This is a genomic window from Solimonas aquatica, assembly GCF_900111015.1.
Taxonomy (GTDB): domain Bacteria; phylum Pseudomonadota; class Gammaproteobacteria; order Nevskiales; family Nevskiaceae; genus Solimonas; species Solimonas aquatica.
On the sequence record NZ_FOFS01000001.1, the window covers coordinates 473,935 to 496,018 of the forward strand.

Consider the following 22,084-nt stretch of genomic DNA (forward strand, 5'->3'; position numbering starts at 1 on the left):
CGACTCGTCTTTCTTCGATCAGTTCAGCAGGCGCACGACATCGTTGTAAAACGCCAGTCCCATCAACAAGGCCAGCAGCGTGAAGCCCAGGCGCTGCCCGGCTTCCTGCGCCCGCTCGGACAGCGGCGAACCTTTTACGGCTTCCACGCCGTAATACAGCAAATGGCCGCCGTCCAGCACCGGCACCGGCAGCAGATTGAGCACGCCGAGACTGACACTGACCACCGCCATGAAACTCAGGAACGCCACCAGACCGATCTGCGCGGAGTATCCCGCCACCTGCGCGATCTGGATCGGACCGCTGACATTTTTGACCGACACTTCACCGGTCACCATGCGCCACAACATGCGCAAGGTCAGCGACGACATGCGCCAGGTCTCGTCCAACGCTTTTGGCAGCGCTTCCAAGGGCCCGGACCGGCTCACGGCGCGCAAATCCTGCCACAAGTCCCCCGGGTTCGCCACGGCGGCGCCGAAGCGGCCCATGGTTTCCTCGCCATGACCGAGCTGTCCGATGATCACCTGCAGCTGCACGATCTGGTTCTGGCGGCGCACTTCGAGCTTGGCGAGCTCACCGGGATGCGCCCGCACCCAGCCCGCCCACTGCTGCCAGGAGCTGATCGGCACCCCGTTGTAGCTGAGCAGCTGATCGCCCGGCTTGACGCCGGATGCTTCGGCCGCCTCGCCCGGCTCCAGGCGCTCGATCACCGCCGGGATGGGTTTTTCGTAAGGGCGCAGGCCCAGATCGCGGAACAGGTATTCGGGGTCGACGCGCACGCCCGACAGCGGCAGGCTCAGGCTCTCCAGGCTGCCGTTGCCGCGCTTGACCGTCAGCGGCAGGCTGTTCTTGTCCAGCGCGCGATCGACGATGCGCGCCCGCAGATCATCCCAGGTGTCCACCGGTTCGCCGGCCACGCGGGTGATCTCCTCGCCCGCCACCAGGCCGGCCTTGGCCGCCAGCGATCCGGCCGGCGGCTCCGCCAGCACCGGCCGCAGGCCCTGCACGCCGATCACGAACACCGTCCAGTACAGCACCACGGCCAGCGCGAAATTGAAGATGGGGCCGGCGGCGACGATGGCCATGCGCTTGCCGACGCTGGCGTTGTTGAAGGCCTGATCGCGCAGCGCCGGCGGCACGATGCCCTCGCGCTCATCCAGCATCTTCACGTAGCCGCCCAGCGGAATCAGCGACAGCGACCACTCCACGCCGTCCTTGGCGCGATAGGTCCACAGCTGCCGGCCGAAGCCGATGGAGAAGCGCAGCACGCGCACACCGCAGCGCCGCGCCACGTAGTAGTGGCCGAACTCATGAAACGACACCAGCACGCCGATGGCGACCAGAAAGCCGCCCAGCGACCAGAAAATTTCAGGCATCACAGCTGCTCCTGTGCATAGCGACGCGCCCAGGCATCGACCGCCAGCACCTCGTCCAGGGTATTGGCCGCCGCGTCCGTCCTGCCCGCTGCCGCGCTCAAGCTGCGTTCGATCACCGGTGCAATCCCCAAATAGCCGAGCCGTCCCTCCAGAAATGCTTGGACAGCGATTTCATTGGCGGCGTTCAACACAATCGGCGCATCACCGCCGGCACTGCCGGCGGCGCGCGCCAGCTTCAGACAGGGGAAGCGCTGCATGTCGACGCTCTCGAAGCGAAAGCGCCCCAGCTGCAGCAGATCCAGCGCTCCCACGCCCGACTCCCAGCGCTGCGGCCAGGCCAGGGCATGGGCGATGGGCACGCGCATGTCCGGCTGGCCGAGCTGCGCCAGCATCGAGCCGTCACAGTATTCGACGATGGAATGGATGGCGCTTTCCGGATGAATCACGACCTCCAGCTGCGCATCCGGCAGACCGTAGAGCACGGCGGCCTCGATCAGCTCCAGGCCCTTGTTCATCATGGTCGCCGAATCCACCGAGATCTTCGGCCCCATCACCCAGTTGGGATGACGCACTGCCTGCGCCGGCGTGATCGCGGCAAACTGCGCCAGCGGCAGCTCGCGGAACGGGCCACCGGAGGCAGTGAGAATCAGGCGCGAGACATGCCGCGGCGTCTGCCCGCAGCGACTGCCCTCGGGCAGACACTGGAAGATCGCGTTGTGCTCGGAGTCGATGGGCATGATGGTGGCGCCGCAACGCTGCGCCTCGGCCATCAGCAGCCGGCCGGCCATCACCAGCGGCTCCTTGTTGGCGATCAGCACGCGCTTGCCGGCGCGCGCCGCGGCCAGGGTCGGCAGCAGGCCGACGCTGCCGACGATGGCCGACATCACCTGATCGGCATCCGGATGGGCCGCGAGCTGGGCCACCGCCTCGTCGCCGGCCAGCACCTCGATGCGCAGGGCTTGCGCCTGTATCGCCTCACGCAGCTGGGCGGCGGCGCCCGCATCGGCCATCGCCACATAGGGCGGCGCGAACTCGCGGCACAGCGCCAGCATGCCGGCGACATCGCGGTGCGCGGTCAGTGCCAGCGCGCGCAGACGCTGCGGATGGCGGCGCACCAGGTCGAGCGTGTTGCGCCCCACCGTGCCGGTGGCGCCCAGGACGACCAGATTCTGCGGCGCGCTCATTGCAGCTGCAGCAGGTGCAGGCCCAGCACCATCGTCGGCAGGGCGGCGACGATGCTGTCGACACGGTCGAGCACGCCGCCGTGTCCGGGCAGGATTTTGCCGCTGTCCTTCAGACCTGCGGCGCGCTTGAGCATGGACTCGGTGAGATCGCCGACGATGGACAACACCGCCACCAGCAGCGACAGCGCCACCAGCACCAGGATCCGCGCCCCGTGCAGGCCGAACACATGAGCGCCGGCCGTGGCGGCCCACAGCGCGCACAGGGCCAGACCGCCCAGCGCGCCCTCCACGGTCTTGCCGGGTGAAATGGACGGTGCCAGCTTGTGCCGGCCCAAGGCGCGACCGGCGAAATAGGCGCCGGTATCGGCGGCAAACACCAGGAACAGCACGAACAAGAGCTTGAGCGAACCCTGCGGCAGTGCGTGCAGCGCAGCGATTGACAGCAGGGTGCTGACGATCATCACCTGCCCGGCCAGCGCGGCCAGCGCCCCCGGCAGCGGCGCTCTCTGCGGAAAGCCGCGAAAGCGCAGCGGCATCAGCAGCCAGGCGCCGACCACCGGCAGCAGCAGCCAATCCAGCGCGCGATCCTTCAGCGGCGAATGCCAGGCGGCGGCCAGCAGCAGCGCCGCCAGCAGCACATAGGCCCAGCGCGCGGCCGCGCTCTGCCAGCGCAGCAGGCCGGTCCACTCCCAGGCCATGGCCAGTCCGGCCAGACCCAGCGCCGCGTACAGCTGCGCGGTGGGCGCGTAGAACACCAGCGCCAGCAGAATCGGCAGCAGCACCAGTGCGGTGATCACTCTTTGCTTGAGCATGGTGGGCTCGCCTTTCAGGCCTGCGCGTTGAGCAGGCCGCCGAAGCGCCGCTCACGGCTCTGATACCAGGCCAGCGCCGTTTCAATCAGGCCGGCGTCGGCATCCGGCCACAGCAGCTCGGAGAAATACAGCTCGGTGTAGGCCAGCTGCCAGAGCATGAAATTGCTGATGCGGTACTCGCCGCCGGTGCGGATCAAGAGATCCGGCGCCGGCCATTGCGCGGTGCTCAGGCACTGCTCGATATGTTCCGCCGTCAGCTCGCGGCCCTGCGCCAGCACCTGCTTGGCCGCCTGCACGATGTCCCACTGTCCGCCGTAACCCAGGGCGATCACCAGCGTCATCGCGGTGTTGCCGGCGGTCAGGCGTTCGGCCTCGGCGATGCGTTCACGCAGGCCGGCGTCGATGTTGTCGTGCGCGCCGATCACGCGCAGCCGGATGTTGCGCTCGTGCAGCTCGCCCAGCTCCTGCGTCAGCGTCGATTGCAGCAGCAGCATCAGCAGCCGCACTTCCAGGGGCGGGCGCTTCCAGTTCTCCTGCGAGAAGGCGAACAGGGTCAGCACCTTGATGCCGGCCTTGCCGGCGGCCTGCACGATGCGCCGCACCGCCTGCACACCGGCACGATGGCCCTCCGCGCGCGGCAGGCCGCGCCGCTGCGCCCAGCGGCCGTTGCCGTCCATGATGATGGCCACATGCTGCAGCGGGCTGGTGCCGGCTGCAGTGGGCAGTTGACGATTGACGCTCACGTGGCTACGCCGGAATCGGCGCCGATCACATCGACAGCAGTTCCTTTTCCTTGGTCGCGGCCGCCTCATCCACCTTGGCCACGTACTGGTCGGTGAGCTTCTGGATTTCGGTTTCGGCGCGCTTTTCGTCGTCGGTGGAGATCTGCTTGTTCTTCACCAGCTCCTTGACCTGGGTGTTGGCGTCGCGGCGCACATTGCGGATCGCCACCTTGGCGTTCTCGGCCTCGCCCTTCACCACCTTGGTCAACTCCTTGCGGCGCTGCTCGGTGAGCGGCGGCATGATGATGCGGATGGTCTGGCCGGCGGTGTTCGGCGTCAGGCTCAGATCCGAGGTGAGAATGGCCTTCTCGATGACGCTGACCATGGCCTTGTCCCAGGCCTGGATGACGATGGTGCGGGCGTCTTCCACGCTGACCTGCGCGGCCTGCGAGATCGGCACTTCCGAGCCGTAGAAGTCCACGCGCACATGATCCAGCAGCGCGGCATTGGCGCGGCCGGTGCGCAGCTTCATGAGCTCGGTCTTGAGCACGTCCACGCACTTCTGCATGCGCTTGGTGGCTTCGTTCTTGATGTCGTTCAGCATCGATTGCTCCAAATCCGCGCAGCGGCGGAAAATGCCCCTGAAGTAGCGGGTTCTAGCGGTTGACCCAGGTGCCGATGCCGGTTTCGCCGGTGACGATGCGCCGCAAGGCGCCTTCCCGGCTCATGTCGTACACGCACAGCCTCATGCCATGATCACGGCACAGCACCATCGCGGTCTGATCCATCACGCCCAGGCGTTTGCCCAGGGCCTCGTCATAACTGATTTCCTGATAACGCACCGCGCTCGGGTCTTTCTTCGGATCGGCGCTGTAGATGCCGTCGACCTTGGTGGCCTTGAGCATCAGCTCGGCCTCGATCTCGATGGCGCGCAGGGAGGCGGCCGAGTCGGTGGTGAAGAAGGGATTGCCGGTGCCGGCGGCGAACACCACCACCCGGCCCTTCTCCAGATGGCGCATCGCCTTGCGGCGGATGAAGTCCTCACAGACCTCGTTGATGCGGATCGCCGACTGCACGCGCGCCTGCATGCCGCCGATGCGTTCGATGGCGTCCTGCAGGGCCAGGGCGTTGATCACGGTGGCCAGCATGCCCATCTGATCGCCGGTGACGCGGTCCATGCCGGCACGGGCCAGACCTTCGCCACGGAAGATGTTGCCGCCGCCGACCACCAAAGCAACCTGCACGCCGATGTCCACCACCGACTGCACTTCGCGAGCCAGAAATGCGGTGACCTCCGGCGAGATGCCGAAGTCCTGTTCGCCCATCAAAGCCTCACCGGAGAGCTTGAGAAGAATTCTCTTGTAAGCGGGCTGCTGGCTCATGACCTGGCTCGGACGGGCGGCAAGGCGGCACGGGAAGCCTTGCGACGAAAAGGGTTCACTTACCGGAAGGCCCCGTTTCCGGGGCCTCCTGGGTTCAAAGTGTTATCGCACAATCTTAACGCAGATCAACTCTTGATGCCGGCCTGCGCCATCACTTCCGCGGCAAAGTCGGTCTGCTGCTTTTCGATGCCCTCGCCCACGGCGAAACGCACGAAGGCGGCGACCTTGGCCTTCTTGGCGGCGAGCAGCTTGGCCACGGTCTCGTCCGGGTTCTTGACGAAGGGCTGACCCATCAGCGTGATCTCGTTGACGAACTTGGCGACGCGGCCGTCGATCATCTTGGCCAGGATCTCGGCGGGCTTGGGCTTGAAGCCGCCACCGAACTTCTTCTTGATGGTCGCGTAGTCCTCGTCCCAGCTCTTCTTTTCCTCGTCGGAGAGGCCGGCGTAGACACCGTTCTGCTTCTCGGCGTCCATTTCCTGCAGCGCGGCGGCCAGCTTGTCGGACTCGGCCTTGGCATCGGCCTGTTCCTGGGCGGCGGTGGCTTCGATCACGCGGCGCTCGGAGGCGAGCACCTCGGCGGAAATCTCGCTGGAATCCAGGAAGCGCGGGCTCATGGCGGCGATGTGCATGGCCAAATCCTTGGCCAGCTCCTCGTCACCATTGGCCATGGCCAGGGCCACGCCGATCTTGTCGCCCGGGTGCAGGTAGGTCACCAGCGGACCGCCGGCGGCTTCCAGACGCGCGAAGCGACGGATGGTGAGGTTCTCGCCGAGCTTGGCGACCAGACCACGGCGCTGCTCGTCCAGGCTGGAGTCGCCGGCCTTGAGCTGGGCCAGGGCTTCGACATTGGCGGGCTTTTCGCTCAGCGCGGTTTCGGCGGCGCGCTTGGCCAGGGCGCGGAACTCATCGCCCTTGGCGACGAAGTCGGTTTCCGAGTTCAGCTCGACGATGGTCACGGCCCCGGCGTCGCGGGCGATCGCCAGCACGCCTTCGGCGGCGGTGCGGCTGGCCTTCTTGTCGGCCTTGGCGGCGCCGTCCATGCGCAGCTTCTCGACGGCCTTGGCGACGTCGCCGCCCACGGCCTCCAGGGCCTTCTTGCAGTCGCCCATGCCGGCGCCGGTGCGGTCGCGCAGTTCCTTGACGAGTGCAGCAGTGATCGGGGTGCTCATAGGAATTTCACTCAGCTAATAAGTAGAAAGGCCCGCAGCGCTAGGAAGGCGGCGGGCGCAGGGGTCGGGGCCTGGCGCCCCGGACGCAGCCGCCGCGTTATGAACGCGGCGGCGCGCCATGATGCTTACTCGCCGCGACGGCCGCGTGACGGACGGTCGCGATCGTTGCCGGGCTTGCCGCCGCGCGGCTTGCGCGGCGCCGGCGCTTCCTCGCTGGCGGCGGCAGCGCGCTCTTCAGCGGCCCGCACGGCCTGCGGGTTGCTGCCACGGCCGTCGATGATGGCGTCGGCCACGCACTGGGCGTAGACCTTGATCGCGCGGGTGGCGTCGTCGTTGCCCGGAATCACGCAGTCGATGCCGGAAGGATCGTTGTTGGAATCGACCACGGCGATGACCGGGATGCCCAGCTTCTTGGCTTCCAGCACCGCGTTCTTTTCATAGCCGGTGTCGATGATGAACAGGCAGTCCGGCAGGCTCGGCATTTCCTTGATGCCACCCAGCGACTTGCGCAGCTTTTCCAGCTCGCGGGTGAAGGTCAGCTGTTCCTTCTTGGTGAGACGGTTGATGGAACCGTCCTCGACCTGCTTTTCCATCTCGACCAGGCGCTTGATGGAGCCCTTGACGGTCTTGAAGTTGGTCAGGGTGCCGCCCAGCCAGCGCTGGGAGACGAAGGGCATGCCGGCACGCTTGGCTTCTTCCTCGACGGTCTCGCGGGCGGCGCGCTTGGTGCCCACGAACAGGATGCGGCCGCCGTTGGCGGCGAGCTTGCCGGCGAAGGAGCAAGCGTCCTTCAGCATCGGCAGGGTCTGCTCGAGGTTGATGATGTGGATGCGGTTGCGGCTGCCGAAGATGTACTGATCCATCTTCGGGTTCCAGTAGCGGGTGCGGTGGCCGAAATGGGCGCCCGCTTCCAGCAACTGACGCATGGTGACAGTCGTCATGAATACAACTCCTAAACGGTTGATGGCAGATCGCGCCGGGGGCTGGCTTCATGGGAAGCTGGCACCGTTTTGGGTGGCGCGAATGGATTTCCAGAAGCGATGCGCCGATGATGCGGGGCTCACATTGCCTTTGGAGGGCGCGCTTTATACCATAGCGCCCCTTTGAAAACAACGAGTTTGCCCTTCCCACAGTGAAGGGCGGCGCAGCGATCCTAGAGCATGGCCGTCACCATAAAGAACCCTGAAGAGCAACAGAAAATGCGTGAGGCCGGCGTCGCCGCCGCCTCGGTGCTGACCATGCTGGAACCCTATGTGAAGCCGGGGGTGAGCACCGATGAGCTCAACCGTCTCTGCCACCAGTACATCGTCGACACGCTCAAGAGCATCCCGGCGCCGCTGAATTATGGCGGTGGTGGCGGCCGCCCGCCCTTCCCGCGCTCGATCTGCACCTCGGTCAATCACGTGGTCTGCCACGGCATTCCCGGACCCAAGGTGCTGAAAAAGGGCGATGTGCTGAACGTGGACATCACCGTCATCAAGGACGGCTTTCACGGCGACACCAGCCGCATGTTCTACGTCGGCGAGCCCAGCATCCTGGCGCGGCGCCTGACCGAAACCACGCGCGAGGCGATGATCGAGGGCATCCGTCAGGTGCGTCCCGGCGCTCGGATCGGCGATATCGGCGCGGCGGTGCAGAAGTACGCCGAGGCGCGCGGCTTCTCCATCGTGCGCGAATACTGCGGTCACGGCATCGGCCGGGTCTTTCATGAAGATCCGCAGATTCTCCATTACGGCCGCCCTGGCACGGGTCTTGAACTCGTGGAAGGCATGACCTTCACCATCGAACCCATGATCAACGCCGGCCGCCCCGAGGTGAAACTGCTGCCGGACGGCTGGACCGTGGTCACCAAGGATCATTCGCTGTCGGCACAGTTCGAACACACGGTGCTGGTGACCGCCAGCGGTTACGAGGTACTGACCCTGCGCGAAGGCGAGACCCTGTGATGGGCGCCGAGATCGATCTCGCCGACGAGGAAGCCGCCAGCATCTTCAGCGCCTCCCGCATCCGCGCGCGTCTGGCCCAGGGCGGTTATTCCATCGCCGCGTTCCGCGAAACCCTGAGCTGGGGTCGCGAGCGACTGTACAGCCTGTTTCACGAAGGCATGCCGGCGGATTCGCTGGTGCATGCGCGCGCGCATCTGGTGGACGAGGTGCTGTGCGCCGCCTGGCAGAAGTTCCTGCCCGAGAACACCCAGGGCCTGACCCTGGTGGCGGTGGGCGGCTATGGGCGCGGCGAGCTGCTGCCGCATTCCGACATCGACATCCTGCTGCTGCACCAGGGCACAGCCCTGGAACAGCATCGCCGCGGCCTGGAGCAGATGACCGCCTTCGGCTGGGACATCGGCCTGGAAGTCGGCCAGAGCGTGCGCAGCGTCGAGGAATGCGTCAGCGAGGCGGCCAAGGACATCACCGTCATCACCAATCTGCTGGAGGCGCGCCTGCTCACCGGCGACGCGGACCTGTTCCGGCAGATGCAGCAGGCGCTCACCCCGGACAAGGTCTGGCCGGTGCAGGCCTTCTTCGAGGCCAAGAAGGCCGAGCAGGCCGCGCGTCACCGCAAGTACGACGACACCGGTTACAAGCTCGAACCCAACGTCAAGGAAAGCCCGGGCGGCCTGCGCGACATCCACACCATCGGCTGGGTGACCAAGCGCCTGTTCGGCACCCAGACCCTGGGCGAGCTTCGTGAAAAAGGCCTGCTCAGCAAGCAGGAATGCGATGAGCTGTTCGCCGGCCAGGATTTCCTCTGGCGCGTGCGCTTCTCCCTGCACATGCTCACCGGCCGGCATGAGGACCGCCTGCTGTTCGATCATCAGATCAAGGTCGCCGAGCTGTTCGGCTACGAGGACGATGACAAGAACAAGGCGGTCGAGCAGTTCATGCAGCTCTACTACCGCACCATCAAGTCGCTGTCCTGCCTGAACGATCTGCTGCTGCAGCTGTTTGAAGAAAGCATCGTGCAGCCGCCGCAGGGCGGCGAGATCACGCCGATCAATGCCCGCTTCCAGATCCGCAACGGTTATCTGGAAGCACGCAGCGAGGAAGTGTTCAGCAAATCGCCCTGGGCGCTGCTGGAAGTGTTTCTGCTGCTGCAGCAGCACGGCAAGATCGCCGGCATCCGCGCCCAGACCCTGCGCCTGATCCTGCGCGACAGCCGCCTGATGGACGACACCGTGCGCCAGTCGGTGCAGGCGCGCTCGCTGTTCGTGGAAATGTTCCGCGAAGGCAACGGCCTGACGCGCAATCTGCGCCGCATGAACCGCTACGGCGTGCTGGGGCGTTACCTGCCGCCCTTCGGCAATATCGTCGGCCTGATGCAGTACGACCTCTTCCACACGCTCACCGTGGACGAGCACATCCTCTACGTGGTGCGCAATGCGCGGCGCTTCGCCATGCAGCGTTTCCGCACCGAGCTGCCGTTCTGCAGCGAGGTCATGGACCGCCTGGCCAAGCCGGAGCTCTTGTACCTGGGCGCGTTCTGGCACGACATGGCCAAGGGCCGTGGCGGCGATCACTCCGACATCGGCGCCGCCGAGGCCGAGCAGTTCTGCCTGGATCATGGCCTCTCGCATCCGGATGCGGCACTCGTGCGCTGGCTGGTCAAGAACCATCTGCTGATGTCGCTCACCGCACAGAAGCAGGACTTGAGCGACCCCAAGGTGATTGCCGAATTCGCCCGCACCGTGGGCGACCGCCAACATCTGGATTACCTGTATCTGCTGACCTGCGCCGACATCCGCGGCACCAATCCGGCGCTGTGGAACGCCTGGCGCGATTCGCTGCTCAAGGAGCTGTACAACCTCACCGTGCGCGCCCTGGATCGCGGCGTGGACAATCCGCTGCGCAGCGAGGAGCGCATCGGCGAGGTGCAGGCCAAGGCCATGGCCCTGCTCGCCGCCCGGCATTTCAATGACGAAGCCTCGCGCGCCGCCTGGAAGCGCTTCGACCGCGACTACTTCCTGCGTCACTCGCCGGAAGAAATCGCCTGGCATCTGCCGGCGATTCTCGCGGCGAAGGAAGAAGACCTGCCGCTGGTGCTGGTCGATCAGATCGGCGGCCTGGGCACGGCGGTGTTCATCTACACCCGCGACCGCGACCATCTCTTCGGCCTGTCCACCGGCGTGCTCGCGCGCCTGGGCCTGACCATCCTGGATGCGCGCCTGCACACCACCGACGACGGCTTCGTGCTCGACAGCTACGTGGTGATGGAGAGCGACAACACGCCGATCAGCAATCCGATGCGCTTCGAGGAAATCCGCGCGGCGCTGCGCAAGGTGCTCAGCGATCCGGAAGTCTCCACCATCGACGTCAATCGCCGCACGCCGCAGCGCCTCAAGCACTTCAACACGCCCACGCATGTGCACTTCAGCCAGGACACCGCGCGCGGCCGCACGATCCTGGAACTGGTCACCGCCGACCAACCGGGATTGCTGTCGCTGATCGGCCGCGTGTTCCAGAAGCGCGGCATCCTGCTCGACGCCGCCAAGATCGGCACCATCGGCGAGCGCGCCGAAGACGTGTTCTATATCACTGACCGCATGCACCGGCCCATCACCAGCGACAGCGCGCTCGAGGATCTGCGCGAAGTGCTGGTGCGCACCCTGAGCCGTTCTGAAACCACCTGACAAGCAAAAACCATGACGCAGAATCTGAAGTCTGTCATCGAAGCTGCCTGGGAGCAGCGCGAGCAATTGAACAAGAACGACGCCGGCCTGCGCGCCGCCGTCGATGAAGCGCTGCTGCTGCTCGACGGCGGCAAGGCGCGCGTGGCCGAACCCACCGCCGGCGGCTGGCAGGTCAACGAATGGCTGAAGAAAGCCGTGCTGCTGTCCTTCCGCCTCAATGACAACGCGCCCATCGAGATGGGCGCGCTGTCCGGCTACGACAAGGTGCCGCTGAAGTTCGCGGGCTGGACGGAGGAGCAGTTCAAGGCCCAGAACGCGCGCGTGGTGCCGCCGGCCGCCGTGCGGCGCGGCGCCTTCATTGCCCCGGGCGCGATTCTGATGCCCTCTTACGTGAACATCGGCGCCTATGTCGGCAGCGGCACCATGGTGGACACCTGGGCCACGGTCGGTTCCTGCGCGCAGATCGGCGCCAACTGCCATCTGTCCGGCGGCGTGGGCATCGGCGGCGTGCTGGAACCGCTGCAGGCCTCGCCGACCATCATCGAGGACGACTGCTTCATCGGCGCGCGCTCGGAGATTGTCGAAGGCGTGATCGTGGAAAAGGGCGCGGTGATTTCGATGGGCGTGTTCATCGGCCAGTCCACGCCGATCTACGACCGCGAAGCCGACCAGATTCTCTACGGCCGCGTGCCCGCCGGCAGCGTGGTGGTTGCCGGCTCGCTGGCCAAGAACGACAAGTACAGCCTGAGCTGCGCGGTGATCGTCAAGCGCGTCAACGAGCAGACGCGCAAGAAAGTGGGCATCAACGCCCTGCTGCGCGACCTGTAAAACCAAAGGGGCGGCTCGCGCCGCCCCTTCTTCCCGTTCTTAGCGAACCACCTGCCAGGTGCCGTTGGGCTGACGGCAGGCGGTGCCTTGCACCTGCTGCGGCTGGCCGTCGATGTCGGCCACCATGTTGAATTCGCGGCAGGGCGAATTGTTCTGGTAGTAGGTGCGCGTCGGGGTGACGCTGTAGTTGTACTGCGAATCCGGATTGCGCCAGCTGTAGGGACGACCGGTGGAGCCATATTCCATGGCCTGCGCGGTCTGCACGCGATCCTGCTCGTTCATGCCGCGGCCGATGCTGGCGCCGATGTTGGAGCCCAGCAGCGCGCCGAGGATGATCGCCGCGCCGCGACCGGCGCCATGGCCGATGGTCGAACCCACCGCCGCACCGACGCCGGCGCCCACCAGACCACCCTGCTGTTCCGGCGTCACCAGGCAGCCGCTGATCAGGCTCAGCGACAGCAGGCCGGCTGCCATCGGCCCAAGTTTGCGAATCATTGCGAAGTCCCTTGTGTCTCTTGTTTGAATAGCGGGCAGTCTACTTTGCGAAGCTGAACGCACGCCAGATCGTCAAGCCGGTGGTTCGTTTACAGGCAAGCGCCGCTCCGGTTCCACTTCACCGATGCGCAAGTAACGGGTCGCCAGCTGCACCTCGCGCAGGAAACAGAACAGGCCGCAGATCAGCGACAGCACCGCCAGCACGAACAGCGCGGCCGTCGGCACCGCCATGTTCCAGCGTGAAAACGCGCCCACGAACAGCACCACGATCACGCTGCTGATCAGCAGCGCGCAGCCGATGCAGAAGGCGATGGCCTTGCTGGTCAGCCGCGCCCGACGCGACAAGCGCTGCAGCCCCTGCGAGACCAGGTACTGCAGCTCCGGCGAGGCGCCCTGCCCTTCGATCTCCAGCGCACGGGCGCGATCGACGATGCGCGCCAGACGGCTGGTGAGCACGCCGAGCATGGAGCTGACACCACCGAGCAGGAACACCGGCGCGACCGCGACCTGGATGGTGTGGGCGATGATGGCGAGCTGGGTATCGTTGTCCATGTGCGGGCGGCTCTTGTGGCGCCGGCATTATCCAGCATTCCCGCCGGGCGCGGCCGGCTACAATCGCGGGCCTGCCTCATTGCCCGATACGCCCGCACATGGCCCAAGCCGCCACCGAAGTCCTCGATCTCTGCATGGATCTGATCGCCCGCAACTCGCAGACGCCGGAGGACGCCGGCTGCTGCGCGCTGCTCGGCAGCCGCCTGGAAAAACTCGGCTTCGCGCTGGAATGGATCAATGCCGGCGGCGTCACCAATCTCTGGGCGCGTCTGGGCACGCAAGGCCCGCTGTTCATCCTCGCCGGCCATACCGATGTGGTGCCGCCGGGTCCGCGCGAGCAATGGCAGAGCGATCCCTTCGTGCCGGAAATCCGCGACGGCCTGCTCTACGGGCGCGGCGCCGCCGACATGAAGTCGGGTCTGGCGGCGATGGTGGTGGCCACCGAGCGCCTGCTGGCGCGGCGCCCCTTGCGCGGCTCCCTGGCCTATCTGATCACCAGCGACGAGGAAGGCGCGGCGCGCCACGGCACGCGCCATGTGGTGGAGGTGCTCAAAAGCCGCGGCATCGTGCCGGACTACGCCATCGTCGGCGAGGCCACCGGCGCGCAGCAGCTGGGCGATCGCATCACCATCGGCCGGCGCGGCTCGCTGGGCTGCAATCTGCGCGTGCTCGGCAAGCAGGGCCATGTGGCCTATCCGGAGAAGGCCGACAATCCCATCCATCGCCTGGCACCGGCACTGGCCGAGCTCTGTGCCACGGTCTGGGATCAGGGCAATGCGCACTTCCCGCCGACCTCGTTCCAGGTCTCCAATATCCACGCTGGCACCGGCGCCAACAACGTCATCCCCGGCCAGGTCGATCTGATCTTCAATTTCCGTTTCAGCACCGAGTCCAGCGCCGAATCACTCAAGGCCCGTGTGCATACGGTGCTGGACCGCCACGGCCTGCGCCACGAGGCCGACTGGTGGCTCAGTGGCGAACCCTTCCTCACCCGCGAAGCCGAACTGATCAGCGCCGCGCGCGCGGCAGTGGCTGAGGTGACCGGCCTGTCGCCCAGCCTGTTCACCGGCGGCGGCACCTCCGATGCGCGCTTCATCGCGCCCTGGGGCGCGCAGGTGGTGGAGATCGGCCCCGTCAATGACAGCATCCACAAGGTCAACGAGCACGTATTGGTCAGTGATCTGGATCGGCTCAGCCGCATCTATGAAGGAGTGATGGATCGCCTGATATGAAGTCCGCCGCCGAGAGCTTCCGCCCGCACTGGGCGCTGCGTCATGCGCAGCTGCAGTCGATCCTGGCCACCAAGAGTCCGCGCCGCAAGAGCTGGCTCAAGCGTGGCAGCCGCATGGAAGCCCTGGCGCAGTATCACGAGCTGGATGCCGGCGACGGCGTCAGGCTCTGCGGTTATCGCTCGGCGCAGCCGCAGGCCCAGGGCCTGCTGGTCCTGATTCACGGCTGGGAAGGCAGCCATGAATCCAGCTATCTCTACTCGATGGCCTGCGCCGCCTTCGCCGCCGGCTACAACGTGTTCCGCCTGAACCTGCGCGATCATGGCGGCAGCCATCACCTCAATCGCGAGATGTTCCATTCCGCGCGCATCGACGAGGTGATCGGCGCGATCCGCAGCGCCCAGGCCCTGGACGCGCAGCTGCCACTGTCCGTGATCGGTTTTTCCCTGGGCGGCAACTTCGCGCTGCGCGTCGGGCTCCATGGCCCCGCACAAGGCCTGCAGCCGAAACTCGCCATCGGCATCTCGCCGGCCATCAATCCGCGCGCGACGATCCAGGCCATCGACCGCGGCCCGCTGCTGTTCCGCTGGTACTTCAACAACAAGTGGCGCAAGACCGTGCGCGCCAAGCAGCGCGCCTGGCCGCAGCTGCGATCCGAGGGCCTGACGGACCGTGTGCCGCTGCTGCGGATCACCGAGCAGTTCGTGGCACGGCACACCGAATACCCGGCGCTGGACGATTACTTCGCCGCCTACACGCTCGGCGCCGAACAGCTGCAGCACTCGCCCACACCGCTGGCCATCATCACCGCCGCCGATGATCCGGTGATTCCGATCCGCGACTTCGCCCCGCTGCGCCAGCAGGGCAGCCTGCGTCATCTGGAAATCACCACGCGCGGCGGCCACTGCGGCTTCATCGAAGACTTCGACCTGCGCTGCTACAGCGAACGCCGCGTGCTGCAGTTGCTGCGCGAGGCGCATTAAAAAACCCGCGGCCGTTGCAGCCGCGGGTTCTGTCGTGCAGCCGGTGAAACCTCAGGCCGCCTTTTCCAGCGCCGCATCCCACTTGCCCAGCGCCGCCAGGCCGTTCATGTGCGCGCGATGCAGATGCGCCTTCTTGCCGGCGTCCACGTTCTGGCCACCCCAGGCCTTCAGCGCCGCCGCCTGCAGGGCGCGGCCGTAGGAGAAGGTCAGCTTCCAGGGATTGGGGCCGAGCTTGTTCATGATGTCCAGATGCGCGGTGGCATCCACATCCGACTGGCCGCCCGAGAGGAAGGCGATGCCCGGCACCGCGCCCGGCACGTGGCGCTTGAGGGTGCGCAGCGTGGCCACGGCCACGGCATTGCGGTCGGCCTGCACCGCGCACTTCTTGCCGGCGATGACCATATTGGGCTTCAGGATCATGCCTTCCAGCAGCACCTTCTGCTTGTCCAGCTCCTGGAACACGGCAGCCAAGGTGCGGTTGGTGACGTCTTCGCAGACCGCGATGCTGTTGTCGGCATCCATCAGCACTTCCGGCTCCACGATCGGCACGATGCCGGCTTCCTGGCAATACGCAGCGTAGCGCGCCAGGGCGTGGGCATTGGTGTGGATGCAGTAGTCGGACGGAATGCCGTTGCCGATGGTGATCACTGCGCGCCACTTGGCGAAGCGGGCACCGGCCTCGCGGTACTTCACCAGACGCTCACGCAGGCCGTCCAGGCCTTCGGTGATGGTTTCGCCCGGCGCGCCCGGCAGGTCCTTGGCGCCCTTGTCCACCTTGATGCCCGGCAGCACGCCCTTGTCGGCGAGCAGCTTGGCGAACGGCGTGCCGTCCAGGCCCTTCTGGAACAGGGTTTCCTCGAACAGGATCACGCCCGAGGTGTATTGCTCGAAGCCCGGGGTGGTGAACAGCATGTCGCGATAAGCCTGACGATGCGGCTCGGTGTTCTCGACCTTGATGCTCTCGAAGCGCTTCTGAATGGTGCCGGTGCTCTCGTCGGCGGCCAGAATTCCCTTGCCGGCGGCCACCATGGCCAGCGCGGTTTCGTTCAACACCTTCTCGTTCATGGTTTTCCTGCTGTATGCGGATGGATTCGGTCACTGGACCGTGCCACGGCCAGTGAGACAGGTGATTTTAGTGGATCAAGGCTGATAATTCAGCCGGAAAATGCAGATTGCCGGGCAAGTTTGGGTAGAATCGCGCCCTCGCGGAGAGGTGGCAGAGTGGTCTATTGCGGCGGTCTTGAAAACCGCTGACGGGAAACCGTCCGGGGGTTCGAATCCCTCCCTCTCCGCCACACACACCAAAAAGCCCCGGGGATTGGGGCTTTTTGGTGTGTGCAAAATCAAAACATGAGGGAGGGATTCGAAGCCGCGGCAGCGGCCGGCCCGCAGGGGAACCCCTCCCTCTCCGCCGCCTCAGCTGAAATCCAGCACCACGCGCCCCTCGATCTGCCCCTGGCGCATCTGCTGGAACACCTGATTGATGTTCTCCAGACGCTGCGTTTGCACCGTGGCCCTGACCTTGCCGTCGCCGGCGAACTGCAGGGCTTCCTGCAGGTCCAGTCGCGTGCCGACGATGGAGCCGCGTACGGTGATGCCGGACAGCACCATGTCGAAGATCGGCAGCGGGAAGCTGCCCGGCGGCAGACCGTTCAAGGAAATGGTGCCGCCACGGCGCACCATGCCCAAGGCCTGTTCGAAGGCCTTGGGCGAGACCGCCGTGACCAGCACGCCGTGGGCGCCGCCGATTTCCTTTTTCAGATACGCCACGGGATCCTGCGTCTGCGCGTTCACCGTGACGCTGGCACCGAGCCGTCGCGCGAGTTCCAGCTTGTCGTCAGCCACGTCCACGGCGGCCACGTTCAGACCCATGGCCTTGGCGTACTGCACGGCCATGTGCCCCAGTCCGCCGATGCCGGAAATCACCACCCAGTTGCCGGGCCGGGTGTCGGTGACCTTCAAACCCTTGTAGACGGTGACGCCGGCACAGAGCACCGGCGCCAGTTCCACGAAGCCGAGATCGGCCGGCAGATGACCGACGAAGTTGGGATCGGCAATCACGTATTCGGCAAAGCCGCCGTTGACCGAGTAACCGGTGTTCTGCTGGCTTTCGCACAGCGTTTCCCAACCGCCCAGGCAGTGTTCACAACAGCCGCAGGCGGTGTACAACCAGGGCACGCCGACGCGATCCCCTTCTTTCACATGCTTCACGCCCGCGCCGACGCCGGAGACATAGCCCACGCCCTCGTGACCGGGAATGAAGGGCGGATTGGGTTTGACCGGCCAGTCGCCTTCGGCCGCGTGCAGATCGGTATGACAGACACCGGAGGCCTGGATCTTCACCTGCACCTGGCCCGGACCGGGCGTGGGCAGCGGCACTTCCTCGATGCTCAAAGGCTTGTGGAATTCACGCACCACCGCGGCTTTCATGGTCTTCATCGCGCGCTCCTTGCAGATCAGAACAGGCCCGGGGCCCTGGCCACCGCAGCAGTCTGTCGGCCCGGTGCCGGGCCTGCCTTGAGCCATATCAAGCGCCCGCAGCGCGCCATTGTGACCCCGGCGCCTCGCCCCTATAATGCGCGCCCTTGCCGAAATAGCTCAGTCGGTAGAGCGACTGATTCGTAATCAGTAGGTCGCAGGTTCGATTCCTGTTTTCGGCACCACATGCTGCATTGCCGACATCGCCAGATGTCGAAGAACCCCATAGCGATATGGGGTTTTTTGTTGCGCGCCTGATCCGGGAGCCACCACGAAGAAGCGGAGCCCGACCGCGCCGGACTCCGCCAGATCTTTACGCCGCTGCGCTCAGGACTGGATTTCCAGTTCGAGTTCGCTTGCCATCAGCACACCCAAGCTGTACGAACCGCTGGCCTTGACCTTGTCACCGCTGGCAAGCCGGGCAAAGAAGGTGTCTGCGCTCACAGCCAGATCATTGAAGCGATAAACCGCACCACTGCCGTTCACCGCCACCCCGGCGATCACCAGGGCGCGATTGGCCGGGTCCACGGAACCCACGGCGGCCTTGATCAGCTGACGGTTATCGCTGCCGCGACGTTCGACACGCAGCGCCGTCAGCACGCCATCGCTCTGCACCAGACCCAGCTCGACAAAATCATTGACGGAGAGATTGGCGAAGTTGAAGGTCTTGAGCCGGTCGCGCGAGTCGCGATACACCGTGCTGTCGGCAACGAACACCGTCACACCCAGAACCTGAAAGCTGCGCGTTGCCGAGTCGATGGCGGTGATGACGGCCTGCGCCTGTGCCTGCACCGCCCCGCTGGCGTTGCCGCCGGCGCCGGCGTCGCCACCGGCTCGCCCCTGCCGGCGACTGCCCGGCTTGAATTCGATTTTGCTGGCGGCCAGTGAGCCATCGGTCTGCAGCTGCCCCTTGGCTTCCACCCGCGCCCCATCGACCAGATCGCTGGCCGTGCCATCTTCGTAGACGGTGCTGCCGCTCACGCTCACCGCAGTCGCACCGATCTTGAAGCTGCCGGCGCCGGCCACCAGCTCGCTGATCAGTCCCTCGACTTCCGCCAGCGTGCCGCTGGCAACCGTCGACAGATGATCCTCGGGCGAGATCCTGGCAGCCACCAGCACACCGCCGCTGTTCAACGCGCCCGCCACTTCCACATAGGCACCATCGGCGGGCAGGTAGCCGACCGGCGACAGCAGCGCTGTGCTGTAATCCACCAGCTGCGTGCCGACCAGGAAGGTCTTGGCCACCATGTCCAGCGACGCGACCAGGCCCTTGACCTCCAGCTCGCTGCGCACCGCTTCCTTCTGGATGTAGCTGGCCACGATGCTGCCATCATCGGCGCGACTGCCGCTGAGTTCGATGAAGTCGCCCACAGCCAGCTCCGACAGACCGCTGACCCCGTCAAAAACCGTCGCCGCATCGACCACGATGGTCTGCCCCAGCGCGCTCAACTGGTTGTTGCCGGGATCGATGGCGGTGATGCGGCCATGCAGCTCGGCTTCGTAACTGACTTCATCGGCGCTGCGCGAACCATCGTCGTGAACGCGGCCCTTGACCAGCACGCGCTGACCGACGCTGAGTTCGCCCTGGCTGTGCCCGCTCTTGCCGTCAATGGAAAACTGCGCCTGGCTGGTTTCATAGCGCACGCCATCAATGATCACGCTGCCAAAGCCGGTGATCGTGCCGTAGCTCGCGACCGGGGTGCCGCTGGCCGCCGCCGCCGAGCCATTGGAGGAACCGCCGCCGCAGGCCGTCAGCAGCAGGCTGGCCAGAACGCCGACACAAAGTATTTTTTTCACCGCGAGCTCCTTGAATTTTTTTGGGGGAATGGGCGCTGCATGTCGTCGCTCCCGACGGCGACGCCAGCAACGCCCTGCGATACCCCGCAAACATCCGCTGCTGCGCCGGCGTCGGCTGACGCCGGCAAGGCGAGCCGGTCTTTGCGCTTTGGATGGGGCTGTCGCATGCTCAAAAAACGATTCGGCCAGCGCTTTATTCCCGGCCGCTTCATTTTTTGTGTTGCGCGACAGGGCGAACCGGGACCCGCAGGCCATCAGCGCGGCGTCAGCGGCTTGCGCACACAGGCTTCGCGATCAGGACCAAGGGAGATTGCAATGACGATGCATCGCGCCGCTGGCCGCCTCGGCTCGGCGCTCTGGCTGCTCATGGCAGCGCTTCACGCAGCGCAGGCCCCGGCGGCCGACAGCCTGCTGCTGTCATCGGGCACCGAGTACTCCCGTGGCCAGTACGGCGGCGACACCCAGACCACCGTGCTCTCCGTGCCCGTCTCCGCGCGTCTGCGCTGGCACGATTGGGCGCTGCGCCTGTCCGTGCCCTATGTGCGCATCCATGGCCCGGCCGACGTGACCGTGCTGCTGGACGACGATGGCGGCTCCGATAGCGGCAGCTCCGGCAGTAACAGTGGCAGCGGCAGTAGTGGCAGTGACGGCAGCGACGATGGCGCCACCACGGTCAGCTCCCCGAACCGCAAGGTCGCGGGCCTGGGCGATATCACCCTGTCGCTGAGCCATTCATTCCCGCAGCTCGGCGGCTCACCGTTCTATCTCGATCTGATCGGCCGTGTGAAATTCGCCAGCGGCCGGCAATCCGAAGGCCTGGGCACCGGCACCACGGACTACAGCGCCGGCGGTGAACTGGGCTGGAGCGGCGCCGGCGGTGGTTTGTACGCAGCGGGTGCGCGTCGTTTCGTCGGCAGCACGGCCACACTCCAGCGCGTCGATGCCTGGCAGTGGAGCGGCGGCGGCTGGCTGTATCTGGGCACCATGGCCGAACTCGGCGCCAGCTACAGCCATCGTCAGGCCACGGTCGCCACCGGCACCGACAGCCGCATGCTGGAGACCACGCTCGCCCTGCTGTTCGGCGCGAGCTGGCGCCTGAACCTGTATCTGAACCGCGGCCTTTCGGACGGCGCAGCTGATCTCGGCGGCGGCCTGGGACTGTCCTGGCAGTGTCCGCTCTGATGCGCCCGCCCGACGCGGCGGTCCATCACTTCACCGGCCAGCCCTGCGCGATCAGGCTGCGTTCCGCCGCAGCCTCCAGCGTCGGCGCCTGGCCCAGGCGATTCATCTCGGCATCGAGTCCGCCGTCGCCGCCGGCGGCACGAAAGTCGAGCGCATCTGCGGCGCCGCGCGCCTGCGCCAGAATCTGCCAGCGCCCGTCCTGACGGCAGGCCAGACCTTCCAGTGTCCCCGACTTGCCGCTCTGCTCGAACATGCGGCACCAGCGGCCATCGTCGGCACGAAAGCTCAGTATCGGACGCGTCCGCACCCCGGCATCGTCACGCTGCTGGCCGCTGGGCAGCTGTTCGAGAGCCAGCTGCAAGGACTCGGCAGGGGACTTCAGGCGCAGCGACAGCAGACCGCCCAACACCGCCAGCGCGAGGCTGGCAGCCAGCGCCCAACGCAAGCCGGCGCGATGGCGGCGAGGCCGCCGCTGCCCGCCGCCCGGTACCGCAGCCTCGTCCGGCGCGGCCAGCAGCAAGGCCGCCAGCGGGTCCGGCTTCTGCGTCTGCGGCAGGGCAAAAGCCTGCCTGAGCCGGGCATCGAGCGTGCGCAGACGTTCGACACGCGCCTGCGCCCCGGGATCGGCCTCCAGCGCCAGCCTGACCGCCTCACGCTGCGCCGCCGGCAGCTCACCATCCAGCCAGGCGCCCAGGATCTCGTCCGTCAGTTGCAGTTGTTCATTCATCACCGTCACCTATGCGCGTGAGGATGCATTCCCGCCGGAATGCGTCGCGCCATCCAGACGCTCGGCCAGGCGGGCACGGGCCCGCGCGAGCCGGCTCATCACCGTGCCGATGGGAACCTCCAGAAACTCGGCGGCCTGCTGATACGACATGCCATCGAGCACCACCAGATTCAGCACCACTCTTTGTTCCTCGGGCAAGCTGCGCATCGCCAGCCTCAGTTCCTGCCATTGCAGACTCTGGACGTGCGAGTCGCGGCCATCCTCACCCACCAGTTCATCCGTGTCATCGAGCGACTCGGCCCTGCGCCGGTGCGCACGCAACTCATCGCGCCACAGGTTCTGGATGATGCGGTACATCCAGCTGTCCAGCGCCGAACCCGGCGTCCACTGCGCCGCGTGCCGCAGCGCCCGCTCCACTGCCGCCTGCACCAGATCATCGGCCTCGTGCTCCGCCTGACTCACGGTCAGCGCAAAACGTCGCAGGCGTGGCAACAGGGCCAGCAACTGGCGCTTGAATTCATCCATGCCTGCAATCTGCTC

Annotated in this window: 21 protein-coding genes and 2 tRNA genes; 8 read left to right on the forward strand and 15 right to left on the reverse strand. The window is 66.1% G+C overall.

Features of this window, described 5'->3' with window-relative positions:
- Window positions 1-18 precede the first annotated feature (18 nt).
- The 8 genes from rseP to rpsB form a co-directional block, all read right to left on the reverse strand.
- On the reverse strand, window positions 19-1,374 hold the full coding sequence (rseP, locus tag BMY12_RS02110) for an RIP metalloprotease RseP (protein ID WP_093281314.1): 1,356 nt from the start codon (window positions 1,372-1,374) through the stop codon (window positions 19-21).
- Complete coding sequence (dxr, locus tag BMY12_RS02115) at window positions 1,374-2,558, reverse strand: 1-deoxy-D-xylulose-5-phosphate reductoisomerase (protein WP_093281317.1); 1,185 nt, start codon at window positions 2,556-2,558, stop codon at window positions 1,374-1,376. Before dxr ends, rseP begins: the two co-directional genes overlap by 1 nt.
- The gene (locus tag BMY12_RS02120; RefSeq protein ID WP_093281320.1) at window positions 2,555-3,370 is read right to left on the reverse strand and encodes a phosphatidate cytidylyltransferase; all 816 of its coding nucleotides are present in this window, start codon (window positions 3,368-3,370) and stop codon (window positions 2,555-2,557) included. Before BMY12_RS02120 ends, dxr begins: the two co-directional genes overlap by 4 nt.
- Window positions 3,371-3,384: 14 nt before the next feature.
- Complete coding sequence (gene uppS, locus BMY12_RS02125; RefSeq protein WP_245732310.1) at window positions 3,385-4,113, reverse strand: polyprenyl diphosphate synthase; 729 nt, start codon at window positions 4,111-4,113, stop codon at window positions 3,385-3,387.
- Between the two features lie 25 nt (window positions 4,114-4,138).
- Window positions 4,139-4,696: a ribosome recycling factor gene (frr, locus tag BMY12_RS02130; protein WP_093281327.1), complete on the reverse strand. Its 558-nt coding sequence runs from the start codon at window positions 4,694-4,696 to the stop codon at window positions 4,139-4,141.
- Window positions 4,697-4,748: 52 nt separating this feature from the next.
- Window positions 4,749-5,474 carry a UMP kinase gene (gene pyrH, locus BMY12_RS02135; RefSeq protein ID WP_093281330.1) on the reverse strand — a complete coding sequence of 242 codons (726 nt, stop codon included), beginning with the start codon at window positions 5,472-5,474 and terminating at the stop codon, window positions 4,749-4,751.
- Between the two features lie 125 nt (window positions 5,475-5,599).
- Window positions 5,600-6,646 (reverse strand): translation elongation factor Ts, encoded by a 1,047-nt coding sequence (tsf, locus tag BMY12_RS02140; RefSeq protein ID WP_093281332.1) that lies wholly within the window; start codon window positions 6,644-6,646, stop codon window positions 5,600-5,602.
- A gap of 125 nt (window positions 6,647-6,771) precedes the next feature.
- Complete coding sequence (gene rpsB / locus BMY12_RS02145; protein ID WP_093281335.1) at window positions 6,772-7,587, reverse strand: 30S ribosomal protein S2; 816 nt, start codon at window positions 7,585-7,587, stop codon at window positions 6,772-6,774.
- A 219-nt stretch (window positions 7,588-7,806) separates the two neighbouring features.
- On the opposite strand from rpsB, the gene map reads away from it, so the two are divergent.
- Genes map through dapD form a run of 3 tightly spaced genes read left to right on the forward strand, consistent with a single transcriptional unit; the run spans window position 7,807 to window position 12,101 of the window.
- A complete protein-coding gene (map, locus tag BMY12_RS02150) occupies window positions 7,807-8,592 on the forward strand; it encodes a type I methionyl aminopeptidase (RefSeq protein WP_093281338.1) in 786 nt (261 codons plus the stop codon).
- Window positions 8,592-11,273, forward strand: a complete 2,682-nt coding sequence (gene glnD / locus BMY12_RS02155) for a [protein-PII] uridylyltransferase (protein WP_093281340.1) — start codon at window positions 8,592-8,594, stop codon at window positions 11,271-11,273. The genes map and glnD overlap by 1 nt, the downstream gene beginning before the upstream one ends.
- Window positions 11,274-11,285: 12 nt before the next feature.
- A complete protein-coding gene (gene dapD / locus BMY12_RS02160; protein WP_093281343.1) occupies window positions 11,286-12,101 on the forward strand; it encodes a 2,3,4,5-tetrahydropyridine-2,6-dicarboxylate N-succinyltransferase in 816 nt (271 codons plus the stop codon).
- A 39-nt stretch (window positions 12,102-12,140) separates the two neighbouring features.
- Here the strand turns inward: dapD and BMY12_RS02165 are convergent, their stop codons facing one another.
- Window positions 12,141-12,596, reverse strand: a complete 456-nt coding sequence (locus tag BMY12_RS02165) for an RT0821/Lpp0805 family surface protein (protein WP_093281346.1) — start codon at window positions 12,594-12,596, stop codon at window positions 12,141-12,143.
- A gap of 72 nt (window positions 12,597-12,668) precedes the next feature.
- Window positions 12,669-13,148: a DUF2721 domain-containing protein gene (locus BMY12_RS02170; protein WP_093281349.1), complete on the reverse strand. Its 480-nt coding sequence runs from the start codon at window positions 13,146-13,148 to the stop codon at window positions 12,669-12,671.
- A gap of 98 nt (window positions 13,149-13,246) precedes the next feature.
- Between BMY12_RS02170 and dapE the strand changes: the two genes are divergently transcribed.
- Both dapE and BMY12_RS02180 read left to right on the forward strand, forming a co-directional pair.
- Window positions 13,247-14,380 carry a succinyl-diaminopimelate desuccinylase gene (gene dapE / locus BMY12_RS02175; RefSeq protein ID WP_093281351.1) on the forward strand — a complete coding sequence of 378 codons (1,134 nt, stop codon included), beginning with the start codon at window positions 13,247-13,249 and terminating at the stop codon, window positions 14,378-14,380.
- Entirely contained in the window at window positions 14,377-15,360 is a 984-nt protein-coding gene (locus BMY12_RS02180) for a YheT family hydrolase (protein WP_093281354.1), read from the forward strand. Before dapE ends, BMY12_RS02180 begins: the two co-directional genes overlap by 4 nt.
- 51 nt (window positions 15,361-15,411) lie before the next feature.
- Here BMY12_RS02180 and BMY12_RS02185 read toward each other — a convergent pair whose 3' ends face one another.
- Window positions 15,412-16,425 (reverse strand): class I fructose-bisphosphate aldolase, encoded by a 1,014-nt coding sequence (locus BMY12_RS02185; protein WP_093281356.1) that lies wholly within the window; start codon window positions 16,423-16,425, stop codon window positions 15,412-15,414.
- A gap of 142 nt (window positions 16,426-16,567) precedes the next feature.
- On the opposite strand from BMY12_RS02185, the gene BMY12_RS02190 reads away from it, so the two are divergent.
- Window positions 16,568-16,655: transfer RNA gene (locus BMY12_RS02190), tRNA-Ser, on the forward strand.
- A 121-nt stretch (window positions 16,656-16,776) separates the two neighbouring features.
- Here the strand turns inward: BMY12_RS02190 and adhP are convergent.
- Complete coding sequence (gene adhP / locus BMY12_RS02195) at window positions 16,777-17,799, reverse strand: alcohol dehydrogenase AdhP (RefSeq protein ID WP_093281359.1); 1,023 nt, start codon at window positions 17,797-17,799, stop codon at window positions 16,777-16,779.
- A 148-nt stretch (window positions 17,800-17,947) separates the two neighbouring features.
- Here adhP and BMY12_RS02200 point away from each other — a divergent pair.
- Window positions 17,948-18,023: transfer RNA gene (locus BMY12_RS02200), tRNA-Thr, on the forward strand.
- A gap of 142 nt (window positions 18,024-18,165) precedes the next feature.
- On the opposite strand, the gene BMY12_RS02205 is transcribed toward BMY12_RS02200, so the two are convergent.
- A complete protein-coding gene (locus BMY12_RS02205; protein ID WP_093281361.1) occupies window positions 18,166-19,635 on the reverse strand; it encodes a DUF5666 domain-containing protein in 1,470 nt (489 codons plus the stop codon).
- Window positions 19,636-19,950: 315 nt separating this feature from the next.
- Between BMY12_RS02205 and BMY12_RS02210 the strand changes: the two genes are divergently transcribed.
- Complete coding sequence (locus BMY12_RS02210; RefSeq protein ID WP_093281365.1) at window positions 19,951-20,817, forward strand: hypothetical protein; 867 nt, start codon at window positions 19,951-19,953, stop codon at window positions 20,815-20,817.
- Window positions 20,818-20,842: 25 nt separating this feature from the next.
- Here the strand turns inward: BMY12_RS02210 and BMY12_RS02215 are convergent, their stop codons facing one another.
- Window positions 20,843-21,544, reverse strand: a complete 702-nt coding sequence (locus BMY12_RS02215) for an anti-sigma factor family protein (protein ID WP_143068812.1) — start codon at window positions 21,542-21,544, stop codon at window positions 20,843-20,845.
- A gap of 9 nt (window positions 21,545-21,553) precedes the next feature.
- A complete protein-coding gene (locus BMY12_RS02220; protein ID WP_093281370.1) occupies window positions 21,554-22,069 on the reverse strand; it encodes an RNA polymerase sigma factor in 516 nt (171 codons plus the stop codon).
- Between the last annotated feature and the right edge of the window lie 15 nt (window positions 22,070-22,084).